23 protein-coding genes and 1 tRNA gene are annotated in these 25,979 nt (G+C 39.0%); 15 read left to right on the top strand and 9 right to left on the bottom strand.

Going from position 1 to position 25,979, the window contains the following annotated elements:
* Window positions 1-20: 20 nt before the first annotated feature.
* Together GVV22_RS07000 and GVV22_RS06995 are read left to right on the top strand one after the other, a co-directional pair.
* The gene (locus GVV22_RS07000; RefSeq protein WP_159649416.1) at window positions 21-626 is read left to right on the top strand and encodes an alpha/beta hydrolase; all 606 of its coding nucleotides are present in this window, start codon (window positions 21-23) and stop codon (window positions 624-626) included.
* Between the two features lie 336 nt (window positions 627-962).
* A complete protein-coding gene (locus tag GVV22_RS06995) occupies window positions 963-5,342 on the top strand; it encodes an endo-beta-N-acetylglucosaminidase (protein ID WP_159649415.1) in 4,380 nt (1,459 codons plus the stop codon).
* Window positions 5,343-5,441: 99 nt separating this feature from the next.
* Here GVV22_RS06995 and GVV22_RS06990 read toward each other — a convergent pair whose 3' ends face one another.
* Both GVV22_RS06990 and GVV22_RS06985 read right to left on the bottom strand, forming a co-directional pair.
* Window positions 5,442-5,858, bottom strand: a complete 417-nt coding sequence (locus GVV22_RS06990) for a DUF2871 domain-containing protein (protein ID WP_159649414.1) — start codon at window positions 5,856-5,858, stop codon at window positions 5,442-5,444.
* On the bottom strand, window positions 5,855-6,772 hold the full coding sequence (locus GVV22_RS06985) for a Gfo/Idh/MocA family protein (RefSeq protein WP_159649413.1): 918 nt from the start codon (window positions 6,770-6,772) through the stop codon (window positions 5,855-5,857). Before GVV22_RS06985 ends, GVV22_RS06990 begins: the two co-directional genes overlap by 4 nt.
* Before the next feature lie 106 nt (window positions 6,773-6,878).
* Here GVV22_RS06985 and GVV22_RS06980 point away from each other — a divergent pair.
* The 3 genes from GVV22_RS06980 (at window position 6,879) to GVV22_RS06970 (ending at window position 8,491) form a co-directional block, all read left to right on the top strand.
* Window positions 6,879-6,954: transfer RNA gene (locus tag GVV22_RS06980), tRNA-Arg, on the top strand.
* A gap of 187 nt (window positions 6,955-7,141) precedes the next feature.
* Window positions 7,142-7,672, top strand: coding sequence for a hypothetical protein (locus tag GVV22_RS06975; RefSeq protein ID WP_159649412.1), 531 nt, complete (start codon window positions 7,142-7,144; stop codon window positions 7,670-7,672).
* A 66-nt stretch (window positions 7,673-7,738) separates the two neighbouring features.
* On the top strand, window positions 7,739-8,491 hold the full coding sequence (locus GVV22_RS06970) for a helix-turn-helix domain-containing protein (protein ID WP_159649411.1): 753 nt from the start codon (window positions 7,739-7,741) through the stop codon (window positions 8,489-8,491).
* Window positions 8,492-8,512: 21 nt separating this feature from the next.
* On the opposite strand, the gene GVV22_RS06965 is transcribed toward GVV22_RS06970, so the two are convergent.
* Genes GVV22_RS06965 through GVV22_RS06955 form a run of 3 tightly spaced genes read right to left on the bottom strand, consistent with a single transcriptional unit; the run spans window position 8,513 to window position 11,188 of the window.
* Window positions 8,513-9,499 carry an ornithine cyclodeaminase family protein gene (locus GVV22_RS06965; RefSeq protein WP_159649410.1) on the bottom strand — a complete coding sequence of 329 codons (987 nt, stop codon included), beginning with the start codon at window positions 9,497-9,499 and terminating at the stop codon, window positions 8,513-8,515.
* Between the two features lie 3 nt (window positions 9,500-9,502).
* Window positions 9,503-10,372, bottom strand: a complete 870-nt coding sequence (locus GVV22_RS06960) for a sulfite exporter TauE/SafE family protein (RefSeq protein ID WP_159649409.1) — start codon at window positions 10,370-10,372, stop codon at window positions 9,503-9,505.
* Window positions 10,373-10,381: 9 nt separating this feature from the next.
* On the bottom strand, window positions 10,382-11,188 hold the full coding sequence (locus tag GVV22_RS06955; protein ID WP_159649408.1) for a TrmB family transcriptional regulator: 807 nt from the start codon (window positions 11,186-11,188) through the stop codon (window positions 10,382-10,384).
* A gap of 234 nt (window positions 11,189-11,422) precedes the next feature.
* Between GVV22_RS06955 and GVV22_RS06950 the strand changes: the two genes are divergently transcribed.
* The 3 genes from GVV22_RS06950 (at window position 11,423) to GVV22_RS06940 (ending at window position 14,768) form a co-directional block, all read left to right on the top strand.
* Entirely contained in the window at window positions 11,423-11,884 is a 462-nt protein-coding gene (locus tag GVV22_RS06950) for an NUDIX domain-containing protein (protein WP_159649407.1), read from the top strand.
* Between the two features lie 97 nt (window positions 11,885-11,981).
* Complete coding sequence (locus GVV22_RS06945) at window positions 11,982-12,854, top strand: diacylglycerol/lipid kinase family protein (RefSeq protein WP_159649406.1); 873 nt, start codon at window positions 11,982-11,984, stop codon at window positions 12,852-12,854.
* 9 nt (window positions 12,855-12,863) lie between these two features.
* Window positions 12,864-14,768: an LTA synthase family protein gene (locus GVV22_RS06940; protein WP_159649405.1), complete on the top strand. Its 1,905-nt coding sequence runs from the start codon at window positions 12,864-12,866 to the stop codon at window positions 14,766-14,768.
* Here GVV22_RS06940 and GVV22_RS06935 read toward each other — a convergent pair.
* Complete coding sequence (locus GVV22_RS06935) at window positions 14,765-15,733, bottom strand: hypothetical protein (RefSeq protein WP_159649404.1); 969 nt, start codon at window positions 15,731-15,733, stop codon at window positions 14,765-14,767. The genes GVV22_RS06940 and GVV22_RS06935 overlap by 4 nt on opposite strands.
* Before the next feature lie 270 nt (window positions 15,734-16,003).
* Between GVV22_RS06935 and GVV22_RS06930 the strand changes: the two genes are divergently transcribed.
* Window positions 16,004-17,275 carry an APC family permease gene (locus tag GVV22_RS06930; RefSeq protein ID WP_159649403.1) on the top strand — a complete coding sequence of 424 codons (1,272 nt, stop codon included), beginning with the start codon at window positions 16,004-16,006 and terminating at the stop codon, window positions 17,273-17,275.
* 12 nt (window positions 17,276-17,287) lie between these two features.
* Here the strand turns inward: GVV22_RS06930 and GVV22_RS06925 are convergent, their stop codons facing one another.
* Window positions 17,288-18,013 carry a hypothetical protein gene (locus tag GVV22_RS06925; RefSeq protein ID WP_159649402.1) on the bottom strand — a complete coding sequence of 242 codons (726 nt, stop codon included), beginning with the start codon at window positions 18,011-18,013 and terminating at the stop codon, window positions 17,288-17,290.
* A gap of 182 nt (window positions 18,014-18,195) precedes the next feature.
* On the opposite strand from GVV22_RS06925, the gene GVV22_RS06920 reads away from it, so the two are divergent.
* The 3 genes from GVV22_RS06920 to GVV22_RS06910 all read left to right on the top strand — a co-directional run bounded on the left by GVV22_RS06920 (window position 18,196) and on the right by GVV22_RS06910 (window position 22,359).
* Window positions 18,196-19,050: a DegV family protein gene (locus GVV22_RS06920; protein WP_159649401.1), complete on the top strand. Its 855-nt coding sequence runs from the start codon at window positions 18,196-18,198 to the stop codon at window positions 19,048-19,050.
* Between the two features lie 108 nt (window positions 19,051-19,158).
* Entirely contained in the window at window positions 19,159-20,715 is a 1,557-nt protein-coding gene (locus tag GVV22_RS06915; protein ID WP_159649400.1) for a phosphoenolpyruvate carboxykinase (ATP), read from the top strand.
* 243 nt (window positions 20,716-20,958) lie between these two features.
* Complete coding sequence (locus tag GVV22_RS06910; RefSeq protein WP_201287529.1) at window positions 20,959-22,359, top strand: CitMHS family transporter; 1,401 nt, start codon at window positions 20,959-20,961, stop codon at window positions 22,357-22,359.
* 44 nt (window positions 22,360-22,403) lie between these two features.
* Here GVV22_RS06910 and GVV22_RS06905 read toward each other — a convergent pair whose 3' ends face one another.
* Window positions 22,404-22,958, bottom strand: coding sequence for a biotin transporter BioY (locus tag GVV22_RS06905; RefSeq protein ID WP_159649399.1), 555 nt, complete (start codon window positions 22,956-22,958; stop codon window positions 22,404-22,406).
* Window positions 22,948-23,931: a biotin--[acetyl-CoA-carboxylase] ligase gene (locus GVV22_RS06900; RefSeq protein ID WP_159649398.1), complete on the bottom strand. Its 984-nt coding sequence runs from the start codon at window positions 23,929-23,931 to the stop codon at window positions 22,948-22,950. The genes GVV22_RS06905 and GVV22_RS06900 overlap by 11 nt, the downstream gene beginning before the upstream one ends.
* A gap of 176 nt (window positions 23,932-24,107) precedes the next feature.
* Here GVV22_RS06900 and GVV22_RS06895 point away from each other — a divergent pair, with 176 nt between their 5' ends.
* Genes GVV22_RS06895 through GVV22_RS06885 form a run of 3 tightly spaced genes read left to right on the top strand, consistent with a single transcriptional unit; the run spans window position 24,108 to window position 25,967 of the window.
* Window positions 24,108-24,425: a hypothetical protein gene (locus GVV22_RS06895; protein ID WP_159633619.1), complete on the top strand. Its 318-nt coding sequence runs from the start codon at window positions 24,108-24,110 to the stop codon at window positions 24,423-24,425.
* 3 nt (window positions 24,426-24,428) lie between these two features.
* The gene (locus GVV22_RS06890) at window positions 24,429-24,836 is read left to right on the top strand and encodes a biotin/lipoyl-containing protein (RefSeq protein WP_159649397.1); all 408 of its coding nucleotides are present in this window, start codon (window positions 24,429-24,431) and stop codon (window positions 24,834-24,836) included.
* 18 nt (window positions 24,837-24,854) lie between these two features.
* Window positions 24,855-25,967, top strand: a complete 1,113-nt coding sequence (locus GVV22_RS06885; protein ID WP_159649396.1) for a sodium ion-translocating decarboxylase subunit beta — start codon at window positions 24,855-24,857, stop codon at window positions 25,965-25,967.
* The last annotated feature ends 12 nt before the right edge of the window (window positions 25,968-25,979 follow it).

Raw genomic sequence — 25,979 nt, 5'->3', positions numbered from 1 at the left:
GATTTAGAAAGAGGACAATAATGATAGTACATGCAAAACATGATGGTTCTACCGATCGCGTTATCTTTATGCTCCATGGAACTGGTGGTAATGAGAACGATCTGGTAAACCTCGCACGATATATTGATGAAACTGCAACACTGATTGGTATCCGTGGTGCAGTAGAAGAACAAGGAATGCTTCGTTATTTTAAACGCTATGCGGATGGGAGCTTTGATTTAAAAGATCTTGCAAAACAAACGACAGCACTTTATGAAGGAATGCTCCAGCTCTTGGAGTACTATAAACTTCAGGATGCGGTAGTATCCGTTATTGGTTATTCGAATGGGTCAAATATTGCGATCAATCTCTTCAAGGAGTTTGAGACAGATTTTACCAGCGCAATGCTCTTTCACCCCTCATCCGTAAGACCGGGAGTGCCATTCAAACAACAATCGGCTCTAAATGTCTATACAACGGGTGGTAAGATTGATCCATTCATCGCATTTGATAAATTTGAAGAAGCGGTTAAAGAGTTTGAAGATGCAGGAATTCCTGTAACAACAAATGTTCAGCCCGGCGGACATCAACTCGTCGATGCGGAAGTTATTGAAGCCAAAAAATTCTACGAGGGTATCATTCAATAAATCTATCAAAAAATAGAAACAGTTTCTTGTTTCTATTTTTTTTATCTTTCGTATACACTGGAAATTTAAGAACACATTCAGACTTGCAATAGAGAAGCAAGGCCTTTGGAGTCCATAGCTTTTAGATTTTGGAGATGTAGAGCATCAATTTCGAACTATTAATGTCTGTTCATGAAAAATCTTAAAGTAAAGATTCTTAAACCAAATTGTATTGTGTGTGAAATAAAACTATAGTATGTTGATAATGTACTATAGTTTTTACCTTAAAAAATAAATCATATCCTCTATAATGATACTGTAAGCGTTTACCAATTTATTGTTTATTGAGGAGAAAATATGAAGAAAAATGAAAATACACGATTTGTAAAATCGCTTTTTCGTAGTGCCTGCATTGGGCTAACGGCAACAACACTGGCCTTCACAATGTTCGCAAGCAATATGACAATTCATGCTGCAATTACCGGAGATGGTACCGATACTGTGAATGAAAACTATGAAAATGGAAAATCACTACAACCACTCGCACCAGCGTTTCGTTTGGAAACATTATTAAAATGGTCACCCGAAACAGACCCGGATGCAAAACTTAACCGTTCAACAGTACCTTTAGAATCACGTCGATTCCAAGGTCAGCAAATCAATAAATTGGCAAATCCTGAGGCAAAAATTACATCAGCAGCAATATCAAACGCAAATCATGATCAATCACCTTCTACAGGAGGGGAAGATTTTAATATCTATGCATTTGATAACTGGCAATATCTTGATTCCATGATTTATTGGGCAAGTTCCGAAGAAGGGGTCATTGCAGTCCCTTCACCAGATATTGTTGATGCGGCCCACCGAAATGGCGTTCCTGTCTATGCAACGCTTCATTTCCCATGGGGAACTGGCCATTATGATTCACTTAAAGAACTTGAAAATATGTCTGTTCAAGATGAGGAAGGTAATTACCCTGTCGCGGATAAACTCATTGAAATCGCACAATACTTTGGTTTTGATGGCTACTTCTTTAATCAAGAATCATATGGCTCTACCGAAAAAGTAGCCCAAAGTACTCACGACATGCTTGTCTATGCTCGTCAAAAATCCCGCGAAATGGGATATCCAATTAATATTGGGTGGTATGATGCAATGGCAAACAGTGGCTCAGTATCGCACCAAGATGCAGTAAACAAATATAATGACCTTTGGTTAAGAAGAGGATCAGATAATGATTATGCAGTTGACGAGTTCTTCATGAACTTTAACTGGTCATCCTCAAAAATACAAAGCACCCATGATTATATGCGAAATACATTGGACCGTAACCCTTATGACGCATATGCCGGTTTTGAAATTCAACAAAACAGTTATAAAACGAAAATCAATACCGATGCATTGGTTGATGATAATGGTAAAGCACTAAGTTCAATCGCACTTTATGCTCCAAACTCAACTATGGGATTCGCAGCAAGTGCTGAAGAATTTAATAAACATGAACAAATTCTTTATACGGGGCCTCAAGGCGATCCAAGCTTGGCTGATGATTCAGCAGATTGGAAAGGAATGTCTCGCTTTGTGACGGACAAATCAGTCATTGAAGGGACTTCATTTGGAACGAGCTTCAATGCAGGGCATGGTAAAAAATGGTTTGTTGATGGGGCAGAGGTTCGTAACCGTACATGGAACTATCGCTCAGCTCAAGACATTATGCCAACCTGGAGATGGTGGGTTAAGGAGCAAGTTGGAACACGCTTAGCCGTGGAATATGATTTCAACGATGCCTATAACGGTGGAAACTCACTTAAATTATCAGGGAATCTAGCAGCTGGAAGCACCAATAATGTCATGCTCTATAGTACGAAATTAGATATTTCTGAAGATACTGAACTTGCGGTTACCTTAAAAGGTAACACAGCAGCAAAAGTAGAAGTTGGTGTTTCTTTTGATGAAAACTATGTCGATAATGATTTAACATACTTCCCAGTTACAAGTAATGACGCTTGGGGTACTCAGACAGTAGATCTTGGTGCACATGCAGGCAAAACAATCTATGCGGTAAGTATCAGAGTAAGTAATGCAGATACAGAGACCCTTAATTTAAACGTTGGCCAACTAACAATTGATAGTAAAAATTCTGGTAGTCTTGCTAATACTGCAAATGCGCGTGTGGATGAAACGCTTGTAAAAGATGCACGTGAAGCAAGTGCACGATTATCATGGGATGCAGTTGAAGGCACAGATGTATATGAAGTTTACCAAGTGAACAAAGATGGTAAAGAAGTCTTGTTAGGTGCGACACCAAACACAGCCTTCTACGCAGATAAGATTACGCGTACCGATGCAAATGCCAAAGCAGACGATACCACCACAATTCGTATCCGAACTCTCGATGCAAGCAACAATCGCTCCGACGGAAAAGATGTCACATTTGACTGGGGTGTTTCATTGGATGGAAGTGATGAAAATAACGAAGTTGCGCCAGTAAACGTTGCCTTGAATGCACAAGTTACAGCTGTGTCATTTGAAAACGATGCAGAACCAGCATCCAAAGCATTGGATGGAACAGCAACGGGAAATAGTAAATGGGCAGCAACCAATAAAAAATCCGGATACATGGATATTAAATTAAGTGAACCACAACGTGTTTCCAGATGGCGTGTTGAACATGCTGAATATGGTGGTGAAGCAAATAACATGAATACGGTTGATTTCTCATTGCAATATAAAGATGAAAACGGTCAATGGCAAATAGCAAAAGCAATCAAAGGAAATACCAAAGCAGTCACAGATGTGTTGTTGGATACACCAATTACAGCCCAAGAATGGAAGTTAGATGTGACTAATTCGGGAACGTCACCTTGGGGTGCGATTCGTATCTATGAATGGCAAATGTTCGACGGTGGATTCACCAAAACACCAATGGTATCACAATACCAAATTAAAGCCGATTTTGAAGGTAAAAAAGTAACGGTATCCGAAGTAGAACCTAAAGCAACAGTACGTCTATACGATGCAATTGCTGCACCTGATGCGGTCTTAACTGGTGTAGCGAATGATAAAGGTGTCGTGACGTTTGAAGATGTCGACTTTACTAAATTTGGTGAACGCATCTATGTTACAACTCAAAATGAAGGTATTGAAGAAAGTCTGAAAAATAGTATTCAAAACTATGTCAACCGTAAGTCAGAAAACATGTACATCCATGCTTATGTTGGTGAAATGGGCTTAAACACAACCTTTGATGTCATTGATGCAATGGGAAAAGTTAGAAATCTTGGTGGAACATCCGACTCAGGACTTAACACACAATTACCAGTCGGTACATATGATTTAGTCCTAACATCAATCCCAGTGGGTGTTAAATATGATGGTCTTCCTATTCCATTCACAGTCGTGGAAGGCGAAACGAACGAACTCATTATTCGCTTAAATTATTTTGACAATTATGAAGCGTTAGGTCTACGTATCTATCAAGCAGGTTCATTCAAAGAGGCAGATTACTCAGCATCGTCCTTTGCAACTTTAAAAGTAGCAATCGAAACTGCGAAAGTAGTTCATCAAAATCAAGCAATTGAAGATAATACCTATACCGATGCATTGAGTGCATTGAATGAAGCTATTGATGGCCTTGTACCAACTGTCGATAAAGCAAAACGTGACTTGGATGCTGCTATAAAAAACGCGGAAAAACTTAAAGAAAAAGATTATTCAAAAGCAACATACGCAAATCTTGTAGCATCAATTACAGATGCTAAAGCAGTGATTGCTACAGAAAATGCAACACTTGAAATGATTCAAGATGCACATACTGCACTCAATAACGCAATTGATGCATTAGAAGCGAAACCAGAATTGATTGATAAAAAAGAAGTTGTTGCACTCTTGAACACAGTGGAAGCATTGGATCAAGATCAATACAATGAAGCATCACAAGCACTTCTTGAAACATTAATTAATGATGCGAAAGCTATTATTGCGGATGATGAGGCGACACAAGAAACGGTGGACGCAATTATAGTCCGTTTACAAACTATTGAAAAACAACTGGTTAAGAAAGTGGACAAGTCACTCTTAGAATCACTGATTGCTGCAATTGGTGATATCGATGCAACGCAATATACAGAAGCGTCCTACGAAGCATTCAGCACACAACTTGCAAATGCAAGGGCTATATTAGAAAATGAAGCCGCGACTCAAGTGGAGATCAATGAAGCATATGAAGCGCTTCATAATGCCTTTACAGGCTTAGTGGACGTGAAAACACCACAAGCCGACTCGATTGCTCTTTTAAAACAGAAACTTGTCGATGCAAAAGCAATTGAGACTGATAAATATACTCAAGAGACAGTTTTAAACCTTGAAACAGCGATTGAATTTGGCGATAGTGTCGTCAATAACTTGCCAGCTGTTATCGCAGAAGATGCAACAATGTTCCGTTTAGCAGTTCGTTCAACAAGCACACAACAAGATGTCTTAGATGCAATTGAAATGTTGGATAAGGCAGTATCAGAGTTGAAAGAAAAAGATCCAGTCGATCCAGTTGATCCTGTGGATCCTGTGGATCCAACCAATCCAGTTAAACCAACGACACCGGATAAAACAACGGACAAAGATAAACTTCCGGCGACAGGCGTTGCTGATAGTAATACAATGATGGTGTCATCATTAATTGTCGGTGCCGGACTTGTTACGGTACTTGTATCAAAACGTAAACGTAAAGAAATAAAATAATTGTTTGAGACATATTACAAAAAAAGGTTCTAAGCAATTGCTGCTAGAACCTTTTTTTATGTTGATAACAATATCTAAGTAGAACGTATAGAGATGGTGTTAGGCATCATGCGTGTTGTCACGAAGGATCATAAATAAGTAAACAAGTCCTATTGTTAAAATGATGTGACCAAGTCCAGCCATTCCAGAAATTGCAGCATTCATTCCTTTGGATAACTCGGTGCCTAAAACTTGTGTGGTACCGCGTGTCAGCATCATTAAAATTGTCAGATGAAGCCCTCCGTTATAAAATCCCATAAATTTTTTGAAGTTTTTATGACGATGAATTTTGAATGTCTTTGCAAGGACTAAAACCATCAACATCATAAACATACCCAACATTAAAATATGTGTATGTAGAATGGCAAGTTGCGTTGTTCCTGTAAAGGCCATGTACTTTGTAAATTCGCGGTAAAATACACCTGCGATTAACCCTAAAGTAAGGTAAATGGTTGCTTGTCGTAAAATCTTTTTCATTTTTTCTCCTTTATACTTTCGTATATATCATGAACTAATTGATGGGTGACCAATGCGTCATCCAATGTAAAGATGTCAGATTGTTTGCCGGCTTTAACGCATTCAATAAAATGGTCAACGATCTGAACAAATCCCCGTTTATTGAGTGTTGGGACCCAATCCCCGTAACGTTCAGTATATTGATGTTGGTCCGAATGAATCTGTAGCTCATTCATATCAACACAACGGTAAAATCCATTAGGTGACATTACTTCCACAACTTCACTACGGCCACCTGAATACATATTAATGGTTGCCATGCCTGTGACATGGTCGCCATGCAATTCGAGGTGTGCGTGGCTCAGGATGCCTGTCTCAGTTACACCCCGAATGTGGTGAGATGTGATAGGCGTATCCATGAGATAGACCAGCGTATCAACGACGTGAATCATCATATCAAAGAGTGCAAACTTTACGTCTTGCTCGGCATGCTCTCGATGCTTCTGTACAAGAATCATATTCTTTTGGGCGACTGCTTTTTGTTGTTGATAGAGTGGTGCCATTCGACGGTTGAAACCAGTCATAAGAATACATGACTGTGCTTGTGCAAGTGTGACAAGTTCTTTGACTTCGAGTATGTCTTCACTGATTGGTTTGTCGACATAAACATGGATACCGTGGGTAAGAAATTTGCGAATCAGATCTGCGTGAGTTTGTGTCGGAGTGTGAATAAAAACTGCTTGAACTCCACTCGCTATCATCGCATCAATATCTGTATGTGTGTTACTAAAGTTATACTGGCGGGATAAAGCATCGAGCTTTTCTTGGCTCCGTGAATAGAGATGCCATTCGACATCTTGGTTACGTGCAGCATAGACAGGAATATAGGCTTTTTGTGCTATATTTCCAATTCCGAGGACCCCTACTTTTATCATAAAATAATCTCCTTGTGTGGTAATCATAGCATATTCGCAAAAATAGGTTAAATTATGTAATTAAAACTTAAATAAATGTATCAAGCATGGTATGATAATCGTGCATACGCCCGTGGCGCAACGGATAGCGCGTTTGATTCCGGTTCAAAAGGCTGCAGGTTCGATCCCTGTCGGGCGTGCCAAAAGAAAATTTAAAGACCTCAGGTCTTTTTTTTTTTTCTTCGTTGTGTATGTAACGCTCAATTTTCAAAAAGCTGAATTAGCGCTTCATACTATAAAGCTGAGATTAGAAAAAAATAGATAGGATTATGATATGTCTTTGTGATGAACATGATATTATTAAGTTAGATAAGAAAGCAGGGGAAGCTTATGGGGCAAGATGTTCAAAAAATAGAAAATAATGCATTATTGGGGATATTAGTAGGTGTGATCATCATGTCATTGCCGATTACAAACTCTACAATTATATTAGTAGGATCGTTGGGGTTACTTCTTTATTCCTTATACATGCTCAGAAAAACACCGTTGTGGAATCGATACTTCAGAATGGCACTTAATCTTTTGGTTGTCTTAATTGCATATACAACACTGGGAATGCTTGGTCTTATGTATATCGTTGTCATTATTCGTCCGGAAATTATCGCAGTTATTTATGCAATTGTAGGGTTGATCATTTCATTTACGATGTTTTATTACATTTATCTTGCGGGGGATTATGACTTTGTCGTACAGACAAAACAAACGGTTGCGATTATCCTCAGTATCATTATCGCAATTAATTTGCTAAGCACTTTGGGAGTTGGTTTTGGAGGATCATTGCTCGCAATGCTATCACAAATTGCATTTAAAATCTTTGTAATCCTCAGTATTTATAAGTTATATCAGAAAAATCACGGATAGAAACCACACGTTGCGTTACAAAAAACAGAAAATTGACTATGCTTTAGATAGAAAGAGGTGGCACATATGTTACTGAACGAATATCTAAAATACTACCGTGAAGTGAATGGGTATACGCAAGAAACACTCGCTGAGAAATTGATGATTTCACGCCAAGCAATTTCAAAATGGGAACGTGGGGAATCTATGCCAGATATTGAAAACATTATCATGCTCAGTGATTTGTATGATATTTCGATTGATCAACTTTTAAGAGGATCGAAACATTTGAAAAAACCTTATCAAATAGGTGAACGTAATTTGGTCCGGAATACAGTTATTGGATTTATATTTGCACTCTTTTTCGGTGCGACGATGACGATACGTCCTTACATTTGGACATTCTTCATCTTCTTTGGTTTCTTTATGTTTTTGACATTAATCGTGGTGAAGGAAGGTCGGATTATTATAGGTAAACGTGAGATTATTGCCATCCACTATCGATCATGGTGGGGACGTCTCATCGCTATCTTTAAACCTCAGCAATTCAGGAAAACGTATGAATTTGATGATATTGATATATTTAAAATAGACTATACGTCTCGGCCTCGAATCGGAATTGGTGATTGGGGACCGGATAGTTTCAATATTTCGCTATTGGCAAAGGATGGTTCGGTGTATACACACGAAGTTACTGCAGCGCTCGCAAAGGATCTTCCAATCCTATGCGATTACCTTGGAAAAAAAGGCGTAGCGATTGAAGATAATGACGACATTATAACGATGATTGTAACTGGGAAAAGTATCTATGATGAACAACAAAAAAAATACCGCTCATAGAGTGGTATTTTTACGTTTTGACTATAAATTAATAGAGTCACCGGCGTTATGCGCAAGCGCCTTTTCGTAAATACGACGTGCATTCACGACGTCCATGACTGCAGAACCTGTTGATTTAAAGACGGTTATTTGTGATGTGTCCTTACGTCCAGTAACTTTACCATTGACGATATCACCCAATTCACCTGTAATAATCTTGTTGGTGAACAAACCTTCTGAAATTGGTTTGATGAAGTCACCTGCTTCGTTTAAAACGCCATCAAATGTGTCAACATAGACGCCATCGGCATTTAGAATTGCTTCAGCAGGAATCTCTTGCATTTCAGGGGTGTACGATCCAATGCCGTTAACGTGTGCGCCTGCTTTAAGCCATGACGCATCAAAGAGTGGGCGACGTGTTGTTGTGACGCACGTAATAATATCTGATTGACGAACTGCATCTTCTGCTGATGCAGCAGCTTCGGCTTTGACGTGATGTTTTTCAGCAATGTGGGCCGCAAACGCTTCACGACGGGCTTCATCAAGATCACAGACATAAACCTGTTCGATATCACGAACAGCAAGAACTGCATCAACTTGACTTTCAGCCTGCCCACCAGCTCCAAAAATAGTAAAGACTTTACTGTCTTGACGGGCTAATAAATCGGTTGCAGCACCCGCAACGGCACCCGTACGCACTTGTGTTAAATACGTACCATCCAATAGGGCGATCACTTGACCTGTTTCATCATCAATTAAAACCATTGTTGAAGGAACACTTGGGATGCCCTTCGCAATATTATTAGGATAAACAGAGACAATTTTTACACCCAATGCATGCGCATCAGCAGCATAACCAGGCATATACAAGCTTTGACCTTCGAATGCAGCGACATCAATGTTGGTCCGTAATGGAATGATGGACCCATTGCGTGAGTAAATCGCAAGTGCATCTTTATTTGCTTGAATTGCATCAAGCATCGTATAAACCTCATCAATAATTGCTTTGTTAATTACTTTGATTTCCATGTGTTAATCCCCCTTACGAACCGATAAAATCATTTGTGTTGCACTGAATAAAACGACTGCGACTACGACCCATTGGAGTAGGGCTACATCTAAACTTTGAACCACAAAGACAGCAACTAAAACCCCTAGTGAACCAAAGATAGCAGCAAACAGTGTAATTTTACGTGAATAACTGTCAAGTTTAATAAATTGCATTGAACCAATAGGAACTGAGAATGTGCATGCACCCATCATGATTGGGAAAGCAACTAATGGACTCATTCCTAAAGCATAAACAGTTGCAGAGGTAAGGGCATAAGATCCGATACCAATATTATTGACAGCACCATAGACAAATGAAAGAACACCTAATAAAACAAGTTTAAAGCCTGAAAGGCCTGTTGCAGTTCCTCCTGCAGGGTATAGTCCAACTTTACCTGCCACAATCAATCCACCGGCAATAATGAGTCCGGTTGCGACAAATTTTTTGATGGTGTTAACGGGTAATTTAACAACATAACGTGGTGAGATATAAGCACCAAGTACTTGTGCAAAAATAGCAACAAGCAATGTTGTTAAGTCAACATCAATAACAGAAATGTAGGATAAAGCCATGACAGCAACTGGAATAACACATTGTGTATTAAGCGTTCCAGGAAGTTTTTCATCACTGACCCATTTTGATTTCGGATAAATCGCTGCACCAATGGCAAAGTCAGAAATTCCAAATGTAGATAATAAGAACATAAAGAATTCGGTGATTGCCATGACAATTGGATTTCCCGGTTCCTTCATGACCGAATCTTTATTCTTTGCTAAGTCACGTACTAATGTAATCGCAAAAATTCCATTCACGACTGCGATTAATACTAAAATTGTTGTTACGATATTCATAATTTCCTCCTATTGGAGTGTGTAAATATCACGAAGTTTCGCAATCTTAGGACCGTATAGTGTGTGTGCGAGTTCACCCATATCATCAATCAGTCTTAAGCAGAAAACATCATGTTTCACATATTCAGTAGAGAACCAAATCATACTCTTATTGGTGGTATGAATTGCGGTTGCTTGCTGAATATTAGGAATGGTAACATATATCATTTCCGAAGCATCTTTAACACACGTTAACCACCGTGCATTATTCTCATCCAAGAGATTGTCTTCGAAACCGTGTTTGTAGACATTTTTAACATCAGTTTGATACGATTGCGTTTCATCATATAAAATAACCGCAATTTTAATCGTACCTTCAGCTGCAAGAATCGCTTGCTCAATACGAGGCATTAACTCGGGTTGCCAAATTTGAATTAATAACTCGTGCTCAGCTGTGCGAATCATTTCCTCAACACGCAGCAGAATGTTATCGTATCCTGATAAATGCCAAATCTGATCGTCGTCTCCAGTTTCACTTATTTTGCTGGTCTCTTTACGTAACGCTTGAAGGTTGCGTTGGAGGTCCAAGGTTGCCATATCTTCAAGGCGGGATACCGGTTCTGCTTTGTAAATGACATTTTTGCCATTATGAGAACTTGTTAGAATGCCACGTTGTAAAAGACGTTCGAGTAGGACGTAGATTTTACTGCGTGGAACACCGCTTGATTTGCTAATTTCGTAACCATTTTGCGGTCCGGTCTTCAACAATGAGATATAGATCTTTGCTTCATTTTCTGTGAAACCAAGAGAATTCAAGACTGTAATCAAATTTTCCATGTTCGACTCCTTCAATAACAAATCGATATTTGTCATCTCCACTTCTAGAATATCGTGAAATTTGAGAAAAAGAAGCGCAATTTTCACAGATTTAGATGAAAATGGTAGAAAAGATAAGTGATAGTTACTCTGGGTAACCACGCTTGATAAATTAGTGATACATTTCACATTGTTTTGTGAAGTTGCTATTAAAAATGAATCGTACTATGATTATTCCACGAACTGGGAGGGACTATGGATAAATATTTTAAGGCACGCGGTGCATCGATGGGACTGGTAGTTAGACACCACCAAAAAGATATTGAAATTTTGTTGCAAAAAAGAATAAATACAGGATTTATGGATGATCATTGGGATTTTGCGGCAGCAGGCCATATTGAAGCACACGAATCTGCAACGATGTGCATGCGTCGTGAATTCATGGAAGAAATCGGGATTGATGTTTTAGAGCAAGACATGAAATTTGTCCACCTTACGCATCTATACGACCCAGACCATGATAATACGTATTTCAATTGCTACTTTTGGGTCGAAACGTTTTCAAAGATACCACAGATTAAAGAACCCCATAAGATAGCGGAACTCAAATGGTTTAAAATTAACGAATTACCAGAGCGTATGATTCCAGCACGCTATGATGTCCTCCAAGCCATACTCACAAACTCTTGCTATTCGGAGCTAGGCTTTCATAAATGAAATTTTAACGAGGAATTGTTAAGAAAATTGAAAAAAAGTGAAATAAAGGTATACTGTACATAGATATAAACAAGAATGATAAGAATAGGTGAAGATTATGACCCCTCGTATTTTCTTTATTGGTAATACAGAATCCGGTAAGGGGATTCCCACGATCAATGATGCTTCATACGCCCACCTCAACATCGTTTCGAAAGAATCTATACAACAAGATCCCGAAGCCTTGATGGAACGCATCAAAACTACAGACTTTGATGTCCTAGCGGCAATGGGTGGTGATGGAACAATCAGTGCGGCATTTACCATGGCAGCAGCATTAAATTTAAAACAACCAATTCTGATGCTTCCAAGTGGAACGACGAACGATATTGCAAAGAACTATTATGAAACCGTCAATATTGAAGAAATACTAACAACAACTGACTTTACAAAGACAATCACTACAGACTTAGGCGTTGTTAATGATAAAGTATTTTCGTATGCACTAACCTTTGGATATTTATCGAATGTGCCGTATACGACAGACCAGAAACTTAAAAATAAATTTGGCTACTTTGCCTATATGTTGCGAGGTTTTTGGGAAATTTGGAAATTAAAGAAATACCGTCTTGACGTTACTGTGGATGACGAAATTGTAAAAGGGAAATTCAGTTTTGTATCCATTACCAATACAAAAAAGATGGCAAACTTCGTCCGCTTTCCGGATTCAACTGATTTAGCGGATGGCTTGTTTGAAGTGATGCTGGTTCGGACACCCAAAACACCAGTTCAGCTCGTAAAAACACTTCATCAAATCAATACTCAAAGTTTTGAAGATGATAGTATCATTTTTAGACGTGCAAAAAGAGTTACAATCAACAGTGAATCAACGGTCGAATACGGCCTTGATGGCGAATTTGGAGGCAAGACCAAGCAAATTCAGTTCAATGTAGAACCAGAACCCATTATGCTTGTTGGCCCCTTGAAATGAGGAAATTAGATGTTAAAAAATAAAAATTGGAAACGATGGTTGGCTTATAGTCTGATCATCATCATAACAGGAATCATTATTAGTGTGGTCTTTCAACTGGTGACTACAGCAAGTTTGTTTAAGTTTGATTATGATCTCGTTTTTGAATCAATTGCCTATTCAACACCAGCATATGTGTTTAGTACGGTAATTCTGTTTATCGTATTTATACTACTAGTCCTTATTTTTAATAATATTCTCTTTGTAAGCATTGGATATTTAACGGTAACCGCTATTGTTGCAGTCCTAAACTATATAAAGTTGAACGTATTAGTTGAACCTATTTATCCAGCTGATGTGAGTTATCTTCGCAATACCAAAGACCTACTCTCAATGATTACGTCTCGACAACTGAAGATGATTTTCATCAGTGTCGTGGTTCTTGTGCTACTCGTAGCTGTCATGGTAGTTTTGAATCGGAAATTGGGAATTTTCAAGCCCGTCTACAACAGACATATTCGTGTAACGACTTTAATCTCAGGACTTGTGATATTAATGTTGGGTTCATCATATATGATGTCTTACAACAAGCACGACTCTCGGTTTCGAAGTTATGCTGTAAACCATAATTTCTTTCCGGAGTATTCAATTTGGAATCAAATCGATAATTACCAATACTATGGTTTTCTTAATGGATTTGTTGTTAATATTCCAGGTGATAATATGTATCAACCCGATTCGTACTCAAAAGAAACGGTTGATAAAATTATGGCCCATTATTCAAAAGATGCGGATGCAATCAATGCGACCCGCAGTCGTGAAAATTTTGAAGATATCAATGTTATCACCATTCTTAGTGAATCGATGAGTGATCCGAGCAATCTGGATGGCTTTATACTCGCAGAGGAACCACTTGAATACTTAAAAGATTCATCGGACAAAGTAGCAGTGGGATCAATTATTTCACCAACCTATGGTGGTCAAACACCGAATACCGAGTATGAACTCATAACAGGGATGAGCTATGGATCACTAAGTCCAGCTGTTGCGACAGCATTCCAGTCGTTTACATCAACCAATGATCATCTACCTTCAATTTTCAAATCGATTCAATCAGACGGTGAACGCGATACACTTGCAATCCATAGTTATGGATCACAGTTCTTCAAGCGGGTCCCTACCTATCGGAACTTTGGAATTGATACAAGCATCTTCGAAAATGATATGCAGCATAAGGGGTTGCTCGTTATGTATGGATATATCTCAGACGAGTCTGCCTATAATGAAGTTCTTGACCATTATCGAATCAATGAAAATCCAATGTCAATTCACTTAGTCACGATGCAAAATCACGCACCGTACCCTAACGATTTCCCCGATAGTATTTATGAGGTCGAGAGTGAACTATTATCAGATGCTTACAAAACAGTTGTCAAAAATTATAGTGAAGGAATTCATCGAACAGATGGTTATACGAAAGACTTTATAACGGCTTTGAATGAAGAAGAAAAACCATATATTCTCTTTTTCTATGGGGATCATCTCCCAGGAATTTATAACAGTATCTTAAACGTCAATACACCTATCAAAAAATATCAAACCAACTACTTTATGGCGACCAACCTTCCTGATGCAAGTCTGGAAGCTTACAACACAGATCTGATTTCTTTGACAAATGCACAGAATTTAATTTATGCAGTTGGGGATGTCAAAATAAGTCCATACCAAGCTTTGGTTCAAGAAGTGAACGAAACGTTCATCAGTATTCATAGTACTGGTTATTATTTGTATGGTGACACGAGTCCTCGAAGCTATGACCAATTAACGCCATATCAACAAAAACTACTGACAGCGTATGAAGTTATTCAGTATGATTTAATTGATGGTTCAGGTTATGCGTTACCATATCTCAATCAAGAAAAAATGTCTGATTAAAAGTCAGACATTTTTTCTTGGCTTAATTGATAAACACGTTCTGCTAATGGGCGATAATGCGGTGAAATGGCAGTATTATCGATTGGAATATCAAGCGTTTGGTGTTGCTTAACGGCAGCTTTTAATGCATTCACATCATCATGGAAGTGTTGTTGAGTAACGGTTTCAAATTCACGCGCATGGTACTTTGATTCACGGTAAAACTGCTGAAGTGCCGGGTCTGCAATGGCTTCTGGATTATCGTCAAAATATTCGTCATAGATAACATCATAGATTGACTGATCCTGTTTATTGTAGATAACACCCAGGCGGGCATACAGCCCATCTCCGATAGCTTCCGTGACACCAATATAATATAAATTTGATGGTTTCGCGACACGCGGTGCAATTTTATTTACAACCGGTTCAAACCCACCGCGAAGACTGGTTGATGAACCAGCCGGTGCGTTGAACTCACCTACAAGACTGTTTTGTGTCATCATTTGGTACTCAAGAAATGTCATCGCGTTGACTATGGTAACAAGCGTTGTATCAGTGCGACCATTATCCATTTGCCAATTGGCGTAGCCAGAGGTACGTTTGGTGCGGTTAGCCCATTCAGGGGCATAGTAGTTTTGGGGTGAGATTTCATCAAATTCAACAAGTTGCAAAGCATTGTTTTCGGCAACAACCATTACCGTTGCAATATAGCCACCATTGAAGTCGAGAGAATCAAAATAATAATCCCCTGTAACGACACCAATTTCTGGGCGACCTGACCACATCATACGTTGCCATTTTTCATCACCACGATATGCGACCCCTTCATGTTTTCCGTTCGTCGCTCCAGATACAACATCAAATGTATAATCATGATTATTGCGCGTCATCGTATTGGTAGCTGTTTGAGGGTCTTTAGGAGAGTTAACACTACACCCGGTAATAAACAAAAGACAAAGATTTAGTATCATAAATTTTTTGAACATAGGGATTCCTTTCCTTGTTTCGCACGTTCATACCTAAAAAGAAAATGATTAAGCGGTAACTATTTACATTTAGTTTACGGTATTAAATCATTTCAAGACAAGTAATGTAATCGCTACAGGTGGCATTAAATAGCGATTTAGACACTTTGGACAATTTGTCACTTAGACATTAGCTACTTAAATCCGTGGATTTACGCCTTGTTTCACGCAAATGGTTTCTGTAAAATAACTCCATCTACAGGGAAAAAAAGAAATTAAGGAGTATTTATAATGCAAAAGAAACTTGGATTTACAAGCATCGTATTGCTTGGTATTAATTCGATTATTGGTTCTGGTGTCTTTTTCTTTCCACATATAACGAGTAAAGAAATTGGCCTGGGAAGTCTTTGGACGTTATTGTTTATAGCGATTGTGGTGATGTCTTTAGCTGCATGCTTTGCTGAAGCAGCCGGTATTTATTCACAAAATGGCGGACCTTATGTTTATGTTCGTGATGCATTTGGAGAATTTCCGGGTTTTGTTGTCGGCTTTAGTAAGTTAGTGGTTCAAATAATCACATGGGCGTCAACAGCGTGCGCGCTGAAAGTTGCTTTGGGTGCAATTTGGAGCCCAGCCCGAACGGGAACAGGAGGCGCGTTAATTGTAGTTGGTACTCTCGTTGGATTGGGGATCGTCAATTATCTGGGTGTTAATTTTACGAAAGTTCTAAATAATGTTGTTACTGTTTCAAAAATCATTCCGATTCTGATATTTATCGTAGTAGGTGTTTTTTTTGTCAAAGGATCACACTTCGAACTTGTCATGACTGATTCGGCATTCAAGTGGAGTAAATTTGGTGCCATTAGCTTGATGTGGTTCTATGCATTTCAAGGATTTGAATCACTCGCAGTTGCGTCTGAGGATATGGAAAATCCAAAACAAAATTTACCACGCGCCATTATGATTGTTATGACCGTCATTACCATATTCTATATTGGGGTCCATGTTCTATCAATCGGAGTTTTAGGCAACGATTTAAAGACGGAAACGATGCCTATTCAAGCAGCACTATACCGCATGATTGGACCTACTGGTCTCATGATTGCTTGCACTGGAACTTTAATCTCAATTGCGGGTATTAACATTGCAAACTCATTTATTACTCCCCGTTGTATGGTAGCTCTTGCCGAGGATAAACTTTTACCGTCGTGCTTTGCGAAAGAATCACGCTTTGGTACCCCAGGGTTTGCGATTGTTGCATCAACAATTATTGCGATTCCTGTTGCTTTATCGGGAAGTTATCAAATGCTTGTAACGCTCGCTGTAGTTTCAGGCTTTATCCAGTATATTTCGACAGCGATGGCAGTAATTCGACTGCGAAGTACAAAAAAAGATGTAGTACGTCCTTTCCAATTACCCTTTGGAGTCTTGATTCCAGCATGCAGTATTGTGGCGTCAACATGGCTTCTTTTACAAGCGCCACCATTGGAACTTGTTGCTGGTCTCGCAGGACTATTTCTTGCCGTGCCATTCTATCTCGCAATGAAGTATCAACAGTCATAAAAAAAAGCACGATTAACGTGCTGTAGCAAAGAGTTCCGTTTCAATAGAAGTTAATGTATCCAATTTCTCTTGAACCAATTTATGCTTTGATAGGGTGAGGAGTTTGTAAACAAATTTGCCGTTTTTTTCATTGGAAAATTCGAAATTTCCTAGTTCACGGATTAGCGCAAATTCCTCACTGTTCAACTTACGATCAGCCACGATTACAAGACTAATGGCCTTCGCAACATCAATTGAGTTGGTTGATTCTAAAAGTGGTTTGAATACAGTTTTATAGAATGCACGATAACTAACAAAGCGGTGCAATAAAAATAAGAAAATAACCAGGAACAACCAGCCAGTTAAAGCTGCAGGAATAATGCTAAGGAACATTAGCGCATACAGGCCAATCATGACATAGATACTGAGTCGCAACGATACATGACTGTAAAGCGATTTCTGATGTTGATAATAATCAACAAGTAAAATGTCAGAAATAGTATCTTGTTTCTCATCAACACCCAAGCAATAGGTTACAGTAACATTGGGTTGGGTAAATACAGTTTTATCGACAAGATACTTGCGTTCTAAAGCAGTTTCGCGCTCAACAAGGTAGGTAGCAGCTTTGGGAGTTGCTTCCTTCTTAAAAAAGCGAAACCCAAACTTTACTTTATCTAACGTATAACCTTTCGCGAAGGCTTTGTCCAATTTTGTTTGGACTTCTTGGGGTGAATTAAGGTGATTGATTAACTGAATCATAAGGTTGCCTCATTTCTATTAATCCCAACATATCATAATAAAGGATAAGATACTACATTCGCATTTGCATTTTTAGTGTATAAATAATAAAAGTGTGAAAAACAACATAAAGTATTTGTGAAAATAAGAAAAAAATTTGGTATACTAAGCGTGCTAATATAAATATAGAAAGTATGATGCCCATGAAAAAAATTGCAATCGTTTGCGACTCATCCGTGTCGTTCACCCCTGAAGAAATCAAGCATTTTGATGTAAAAATTGCGCCGTTAACTGTCATGAATAATAACCATGCATATATTGATGAAGTGACAATTACGAAAGAAGAGGTTAACAACCTGCTTCGTAATAAAGAACGAGTGACAACATCCCAACCAAGTATTGGATTTATGATTGAATTGTTTGAATCGATGGTTGATCAAAACTATGACCATGTTTTCGTCCTAAGCATTGGTACGGCGCTTTCCGGATCCTATCCATCATTCCAACAAGCAGTTAATGAAAGTGGACTTCAAAATACAACAGTTATAAATACACATACGATTACAGGACCTGTTCAACAAGCTGTCCGTGGTATACGTGAATACAACGAACGCGGCGAATCCATTGAAACAATTCAAAGTATGCTCGACAAAATCTTCTCGGATACAATTTCATATGTCTATCCAGAGACATTAGAACAAGTTGTGTTAAGTGGACGTATGTCCAAGACAGCACAAAAAATTGCGTCATTACTTCGGGTGAAACCGATGCTTTATTTGGAAAATAAAGGGGTATCTATTGAGAAACGGAGTATTGGACGTACCGATCGTAAAGCATTCCAAGCGCTTGTAGACGACATGACGACGCATCATGTAAAACCAGAAACGCATGACCTTTACTTACTTGAGAGTGAGGGGATGGCGGTTCTTGAAGCATGTCGTGATTACCTTTTTGAAAAACTAGGAACCTTCAAATACTATATTATTCCACTTCCTGCAGCTGTGGCAACCCATGCAGGACTGGGAACCATAGCCATCCAATGGGCACCAAAATTTTAATCACCGCAAGGTGATTTTTTTGTATACATAAAAAAAACATACAAAACTTATTAAAAACAACGAGTGAAAGTAATGCATGGTAAAATATCCATAGAGGAGGAATCTATCATGTTCCACAAACACGTACATCAAGCGTTCAAGTCTACCGTTGAAACTGCGTTCTATCATAATCACGTTATTCCGGTTAAAACCCGCGAAGCAGCATACCGCATGTCAGAAACTGCACCTGCTACCATTGTCACAGATCTTGTTGTGAATCATACAGAAGCACTTGGCCTTCCCCAAAATGCAAAAGTCCTCGTTGACAATAATGGTTCAGTAGTCGGAAGAACTGCACGTGCACGCCATATTATCGATAGCCCCAAAGACATGGCTTTTGTTAAACTTGTTCAAGATATCATCGCAAACAATCATAATCGGCCATTTTACAGTTCATGTGTCTATGTTGGATTGGATGATGACTTTCAAATGAATGTGCACATCATGATACCCCAAGGTCACGAAAACAACCTCTATAATACAATGATGAATTTTGAAGCAGGTTGTATCGAAAATCCAAAGGGAGAACAATTTATTTATGTCGATCCTGACTGGCGTCATCCAGACTATCCCCAGGGGCTCGTGCTCTTAGATCCCCACGAAGATGTGGCTGTCATTTTAGGACTAAACTATTTTGGAGAAATTAAGAAAGCGATTCTTTCTTTAGCATGGAATGCAGCGAAACGCTACAACTATATTCCTTGTCATGGTGGATTAAAATACATGAAAGACGGCGAACATGAACAAGTTATGGCTGCATTTGGGCTTTCAGGATCGGGTAAATCTACAATAACTTTTGCTCAACCCAAAGCAACTACAGAGGTTAAAGTCTTACATGATGATGCATTTATCATTCATGAAGAGACGAAGCGGGCGATTGCACTCGAGCCATCGTACTTTGATAAGACTGCCGATTATCCGATGGGTCATGATGCGATTGAAGCATTCATTACGGTTCAAAATAATGGTGTGGTCCGTGATGATTCTGGAAAGCTTGTGTTAAAAACTGAAGATATCCGAAATGGTAATGGCCGTACCATCAAATCAAAATATTGGACCGATAATCGCATCGATGCGATTGACACACCACTAAAAACAGTCTTTTGGATTATGCGTGATGATGCCTTTCCACCTTGTGTGCGTTTGGACGATCCTGTCTTAGCGGCTGTTATGGGCGCAACCATTAGTACAACGCGTAGTAATGCTGAAAATACGGATGAGGTTGGAAAATTGGTCATTGAACCGTATGCAAACCCATTCCGACTCTACCCACTTTTGGAAGATTATACACAGTTTAAGTCACTGTTTGAATCAGAGGATGTTACGGGATATATCTTGAATACGGGATATTTCAATGGTGACAAGATTAAACCTGAAGATACGATGAAAGTAATTCATGATATTTTAACGGATACTGTAGTGTTTCAACCTTTCGGTCCACTTCCAAAAATGTCGTATGCTGTATCCGATGCGTTTACTCCAGACTTTGATAATGTCGACTATTTAGAAAAACTTCGTCGTACATTTACCCTTCGTGAGAAATATTTATTGGATGCGGATGAATGGCATTGGCTTCCTAAAGAAACCTATTCCATCATCAAAAACATCCTACAAGAGATACACTAATAATCTATTTTTTCACAAGTGAATTGTCAAAGCTTGCTTAAGCGGAACCATAAAAAGCCACTCAAACGTGGCTTTTTATGTGAAAATATGGCTTAATAAGTGAGTAATCCCATAGTGTACCTCAAGTGTATAGGGTGTTTATTGAGTGTTTTTTGGACTGGTTAAGTATTGTTGTAATCGCTTTCCAGCATTATGATGAATGTACATTCTGATAAAGAATTATCCACAGGGAGGAGAAATATTATGCCTATAGCACTAACAGTGTTGGCGTGGGGAATGATCGCTGTATTCCTATTCTTGATAATGAAGAAAAAATTATCACCATTTACAGCTTTGATCATCGTACCACTTGTATTTGCATTAGCAGGGTCTTTCATGGGACTCTACACGGATCAAATAGTCGAAATTAAAAAACTGGCTGATCCATCAATGGTCACATTTATGGACCAAATTTGGATTCTAGGGGACTTTGTTCTTGATGGAATTAAGAAAACATCGACAACAGGTATCATGTTACTCTTTGCGATCTTCTACTTTGCATTGATGCTTGATGCAGGGATGTTTGATCCAATTACTCGAGTCATGATTAAATTCGCGAATGGAGATCCATTAAAAGTCTTATTCGCTACCGCAGTTGTTGCAGCAACCGTATCACTGAACGGTGATGGAACGACAACAACGCTGATTACATGTACCGCATTCATACCACTTTATAAAAAGCTGGGCATGAAGATGATGAACTTAGGTGTTCTTGTTATCCTCATGAACACAATTATGAACTTACTACCATGGGGTGGTCCTACAGCCCGCGTTATCTCAGTATTACCTGAGCTAAACGGAATGGACTCAGAGGTTCTTCGTGCAGTAGCACCTGGAATGATCTTAGCAGTTATCTATATGTTAGGTGTCTCAATCTACATGGGATTCCAAGAACGTAAACGTATTGGAATCAAAGTATTATCAGAAAAAGAATTACTTGAACTTACATCAACAGATGATGAAGAAATTCTAAAAATTCGTCGTCCACACTTATTCTGGCCAAACTTAATCCTTACATTAACAATTGTTACATTGCTAATGATGGAAGGAACATTCCCATCAGTATTCTTGTTCCTTGTAGGTACAGTTATTGCATTAATGATGAACTATCCAAACCTTAAAGATCAAAAAACGCGTTTACACGAAAACTCAGGAGACGCAGTTGCTGTTGTTATCTTAGTACTTGGTGCTGGGGTATTTACAGGATTATTTACAGTTTCAGGGATGTCAGATGCATTAGCAATTAGTTTAACAAAAATTATTCCTGCAAGCTTTGGTCGTTTCTGGGGTCTTGTTGTTGCCTTCTTGTCAGCACCAGGTACATTCTTCCTATCAAACGACGCATTCTACTATGGTGTTTTACCAGTGCTTACAGAAGCAGGTGCAACATACGGATGGACACAAATGGAGTTGGGAGTTGCTTCACTCTTAGGACAAGCATTCCACTTACTCAGTCCACTCGTTGCCTTCATCTACTTACTCTTACAAATGACAGAGTTAGATATGGGTGAATGGCAAAAAGAATCAGCAAAATGGGCATTGGGAATCTTCGTGATTTTCATCCTCGTAGCTGGATTCACAGGTGCTGTACCATTCCTTAAATAACAAACTAAAGCTGGTATTTCGCAATACCAGCTTTTTGTAACTATTTACAACGACTCTGATGAAGGAGTCTGCGATTGCGTAAAAGGTAAAATCTTAGATTGTACAACATAGCTCAGTCCCATTGATAAGCAATCTGTTGGTAAGAAGATTAACCAATATGTGACGAGTAACTTTGAAAGTGGCAGTGCCGTTCCAGTATTAATCTTCAAATTGAAGTACAAGATTGGAAGTGCTACAGCATAGAGTGAGAGGCTACCAGCACCGAAGGCAAGCCAACGTTTTCCTTTCGGGAGTTTATGAAATAACGTGTTGATGATGAAGACCATAGGTATAAAGCCAAGAATAAATCCAAATGATGGCGATAAGATAACCTGGAAACCACCACGACCACCAGCAAAAACTGGAAGTCCGATTAAACCGATAAGGGTATATGTCAAAATTGCGAAAAGTGCTTGTTTACGTGTGAGACAAATAGCCGTTAAGCTAACAGCAAATACCTGAAGCGAGAAGGGAACAACAGGGAGTGGAATGACAATATAAGAACTAATCGCAATAAATCCTGCAAAAAGTGCAGCGAGTGTTAAATCTTTAGTTTTCATTTTTGAAACTTCCTCCAATGCTGACTTCGCCAGCGTTTAAAATATGACGGTTGAGTTCAATGTCTTCTACAATAAGATAGCCATGCTCGTCAATATCGACAGCAGTGTAAGACTGATCTGGATTGTGGTTGACGTGAACGACTTCACCTAAAACAATGCTAGATGCTTTATACTCGTTCAACAATGCCGCCCGATTCTGTGGGATTCCTCGGTAAATATCATAGAAATTATTAATGATAGCACCGACTAACTGATTTCGATCAATGGGTTGGGATACTACGGCATCTAAAGCAGTGTAGATACTTTGGATGGATTCTGGTAATTGGGAATCTGTATAAACATTAATTCCAAGCCCTAAAATTAAATAGCGATAACTGCTGGATTCGAGGACAATTTCACCTTCGGTTAAAATCCCGCATAATTTGCGTTTATGACTATAAATATCGTTGAGCCATTTAATATGAACATCTACATCGTAAAGGTGTTTAATGCTTTGGACTACTGCTACTGCGGCAGCAATCGTGAGTAGCTGCGTATCTTGCAGCGCAAGGTTGGGGCGCAGAATAAAACTCATGTAAACCCCGTTTTTGGAAGGGGAGTAAAACGAGCGTCCCATGCGGCCGCGACCTTCGGTTTGAAGGTCAGAAACAACAACATAGTCCTTAATGTCACTATCTTGTGCTAGTAGTTTGGCATAAGTGTTCGTTGAATCAACGGATTCCAAATACTCAACATCTTTAATCAAACCGTCGTGAACATATGTTAGAATTTGTGACTTCGATAAATTACCGTTTAAATCAACCAGGCGGTATCCCTGATTGCGAACTGACTCAATTCGGTAGCCTTGAGCCTTGAGTTTTTGGATTTCTTTCCATACATTAGCGCGTGTCATCCCAAATTGGGTGGCAATCGTTTCGCCGCTGATAAAAGATCCCATATTGTTTTCCAGTATTTCTAAAACTGATGGCGTCATAAAAGCCTCCTTATGCATGCTAGAATATCATGCAAATCGGCTATTGTAAACTCAAATTATACAAATAGTTTACAATAGGTGTTTTTTGGATGTTCAGACACGTAAAAAACACCATAAAATCATATATCCAGAAGTGTATACATTATAATAAGAGAGTAGAAAGAGCAGGTACTGGCATGTTTTGGAGAAAACGTAATAAAGTAGAACCCGTTGAAGATAAAACTGTAGCACCAACGCCAGTTGCCGCCCCTCAAATTCCATTGGTTGACTTCACTGAAGCAATCACAGATCAAGAGGAGCACGATACGGTAGCTGTCATTGCTTCTGCAATTTTATCTACAAGCTTTGATGATGCGACAGTTAAGATCAAATCAATCCGTCGTATTGATCAAGACAAAGAAGCTGCAGCGCTGATTGCAGCAAGTGTTCTGGCACACGATAAGCCAGAATCAACCTTTAGGTTGGTAAGTATTACTGAGGAAGGGAGCAATTAGAATATGCTTAGAAAATTTAGAGTAAAATTAAACGACAAAGAATACGTTGTTGAAATGGAAGAAATTGGAAATCCAGAAGGTTTATCCTTTGCACCTGCTGCACCAGTAGCAGCACCTGCACCGGTCGCAGCCGCAGCGCCAGTAGCTGAAGCAGCACCAGCACCAGCACCTGCTGCAGCACCAGTCAGTGTTGAAGGCGGAACAGAAGTTATTTCACCAATGCCAGGAAATATCTTATCAATCGCTGTTAAAGTTGGTGACGTAGTTACTGAAAATCAAGTATTACTTGTTCTTGAAGCAATGAAAATGGAAAACAATATTGTCGCACCACAAGCAGGGACTGTTGCTGCAATTTATGCAGAAAAAGGATCAGCTATTGACGTCGGACAAGTCATGGTCGTCATTAAATAGTAAAGGAAGGAAAGACATATGGATATTTTAATTCAGGGGATAATGCAAATTACATACCAACAGATTATTATGATGGTAATTGGATTAGCACTCATTTATTTAGGAATTGTTAAAGAATACGAGCCAACGCTTTTAGTACCAATGGGCTTGGGAGCTATTCTTGTTAACTTCCCGAACTCGGGACTTATTACACAACCAGGAGGGCCAGAAGGTGTTCTCAACATTCTTTTTGCCGCAGGGATTGAAACAGAACTCTTCCCACTCCTCATCTTTATTGGAATTGGAGCAATGATCGACTTTGGACCATTACTTCAAAACCCATCTATGTTACTTTATGGAGCAGCAGCACAATTCGGAATCTTCTTTACGATTGTGGTTGCAGTAATCGCAAACTTTACGTTACCACAAGCCGCTACAATCGGAATTATCGGAGCTGCTGATGGACCTACATCAATTTTTGTTGCCAACAAACTTGCACCAGAGCTCTTAGGACCAATCACTGTTGCCGCATACTCATACATGGCTTTAGTTCCAATCATCCAACCTGCCGCAATCAAATTAGTCACAACTAAAAAAGAACGCGCAATCAAGATGAGCTATAAAGCATCCGGTGTATCAAAACGTACGAAGATTTTCTTCCCAATCATCATCTCAGTAGTTGCTGGATTTATTTCACCAGTTTCATTACCACTTGTTGGATTCTTAATGTTTGGAAACTTACTTCGTGAATGTGGAGTGCTTGATCGTTTGAGTCTTACAGCACAAAATGAATTGGTTAACCTTGTTTCAATCCTTCTTGGATTCACCATTGCGATGAAAATGACAGCGGGAGAATTCCTCAATGTTCAAACATTATTAATCATTGCGTTTGGTCTTGTTGCCTTTATTATGGACACAATCGGTGGTGTACTCTTTGCAAAATTCATTAACTTATTCCGTAAAGAAAAAATTAATCCTATGATTGGTGGTGCTGGTATCTCAGCCTTCCCAATGTCAGCACGTGTTGTTCAAAAGCTTGCGACAGAAGAAGATCCACAAAACTTCGTACTCAACTACGCTATTGGAGCGAACGTGTCGGGTCAAATTGCATCAGTTGTTGCTGGTGGAATGATCCTCATGTTCTTCGCTTAATAAAGGAGTATC

It is taken from the genome of Erysipelothrix aquatica (genome assembly GCF_009828825.1).
In the GTDB taxonomy this organism is placed as follows: domain Bacteria; phylum Bacillota_I; class Bacilli_A; order Erysipelotrichales; family Erysipelotrichaceae; genus Erysipelothrix; species Erysipelothrix aquatica_A.
The sequence above is the reverse complement of the archived record's forward strand: the minus strand, read 5'-3'. Positions and strand labels throughout refer to the sequence as shown.

Bases quoted from the DNA above. Each gene is read 5' to 3' on its own strand.
- GVV22_RS06970 (WP_159649411.1), top strand. From the start codon at position 7,739: ATGTTACTGAACGAATATCTAAAATACTACCGTGAAGTGAATGGGTAT.
- GVV22_RS06965 (WP_159649410.1), bottom strand. From the start codon at position 9,499: ATGGAAATCAAAGTAATTAACAAAGCAATTATTGATGAGGTTTATACG.
- GVV22_RS06920 (WP_159649401.1), top strand. From the start codon at position 18,196: ATGAAAAAAATTGCAATCGTTTGCGACTCATCCGTGTCGTTCACCCCT.
- GVV22_RS06945 (WP_159649406.1), top strand. From the start codon at position 11,982: ATGACCCCTCGTATTTTCTTTATTGGTAATACAGAATCCGGTAAGGGG.
- GVV22_RS06905 (WP_159649399.1), bottom strand. From the start codon at position 22,958: ATGAAAACTAAAGATTTAACACTCGCTGCACTTTTTGCAGGATTTATT.
- GVV22_RS06975 (WP_159649412.1), top strand. From the start codon at position 7,142: ATGGGGCAAGATGTTCAAAAAATAGAAAATAATGCATTATTGGGGATA.
- GVV22_RS06950 (WP_159649407.1), top strand. From the start codon at position 11,423: ATGGATAAATATTTTAAGGCACGCGGTGCATCGATGGGACTGGTAGTT.
- GVV22_RS06955 (WP_159649408.1), bottom strand. From the start codon at position 11,188: ATGGAAAATTTGATTACAGTCTTGAATTCTCTTGGTTTCACAGAAAAT.
- GVV22_RS06910 (WP_201287529.1), top strand. From the start codon at position 20,959: ATGCCTATAGCACTAACAGTGTTGGCGTGGGGAATGATCGCTGTATTC.
- GVV22_RS06925 (WP_159649402.1), bottom strand. From the start codon at position 18,013: ATGATTCAGTTAATCAATCACCTTAATTCACCCCAAGAAGTCCAAACA.
- GVV22_RS06935 (WP_159649404.1), bottom strand. From the start codon at position 15,733: ATGTTCAAAAAATTTATGATACTAAATCTTTGTCTTTTGTTTATTACC.
- GVV22_RS06885 (WP_159649396.1), top strand. From the start codon at position 24,855: ATGGATATTTTAATTCAGGGGATAATGCAAATTACATACCAACAGATT.
- GVV22_RS06940 (WP_159649405.1), top strand. From the start codon at position 12,864: ATGTTAAAAAATAAAAATTGGAAACGATGGTTGGCTTATAGTCTGATC.
- GVV22_RS06995 (WP_159649415.1), top strand. From the start codon at position 963: ATGAAGAAAAATGAAAATACACGATTTGTAAAATCGCTTTTTCGTAGT.
- GVV22_RS06930 (WP_159649403.1), top strand. From the start codon at position 16,004: ATGCAAAAGAAACTTGGATTTACAAGCATCGTATTGCTTGGTATTAAT.
- GVV22_RS06915 (WP_159649400.1), top strand. From the start codon at position 19,159: ATGTTCCACAAACACGTACATCAAGCGTTCAAGTCTACCGTTGAAACT.
- GVV22_RS06990 (WP_159649414.1), bottom strand. From the start codon at position 5,858: ATGAAAAAGATTTTACGACAAGCAACCATTTACCTTACTTTAGGGTTA.
- GVV22_RS06890 (WP_159649397.1), top strand. From the start codon at position 24,429: ATGCTTAGAAAATTTAGAGTAAAATTAAACGACAAAGAATACGTTGTT.
- GVV22_RS06900 (WP_159649398.1), bottom strand. From the start codon at position 23,931: ATGACGCCATCAGTTTTAGAAATACTGGAAAACAATATGGGATCTTTT.
- GVV22_RS06985 (WP_159649413.1), bottom strand. From the start codon at position 6,772: ATGATAAAAGTAGGGGTCCTCGGAATTGGAAATATAGCACAAAAAGCC.
- GVV22_RS06895 (WP_159633619.1), top strand. From the start codon at position 24,108: ATGTTTTGGAGAAAACGTAATAAAGTAGAACCCGTTGAAGATAAAACT.
- GVV22_RS07000 (WP_159649416.1), top strand. From the start codon at position 21: ATGATAGTACATGCAAAACATGATGGTTCTACCGATCGCGTTATCTTT.
- GVV22_RS06960 (WP_159649409.1), bottom strand. From the start codon at position 10,372: ATGAATATCGTAACAACAATTTTAGTATTAATCGCAGTCGTGAATGGA.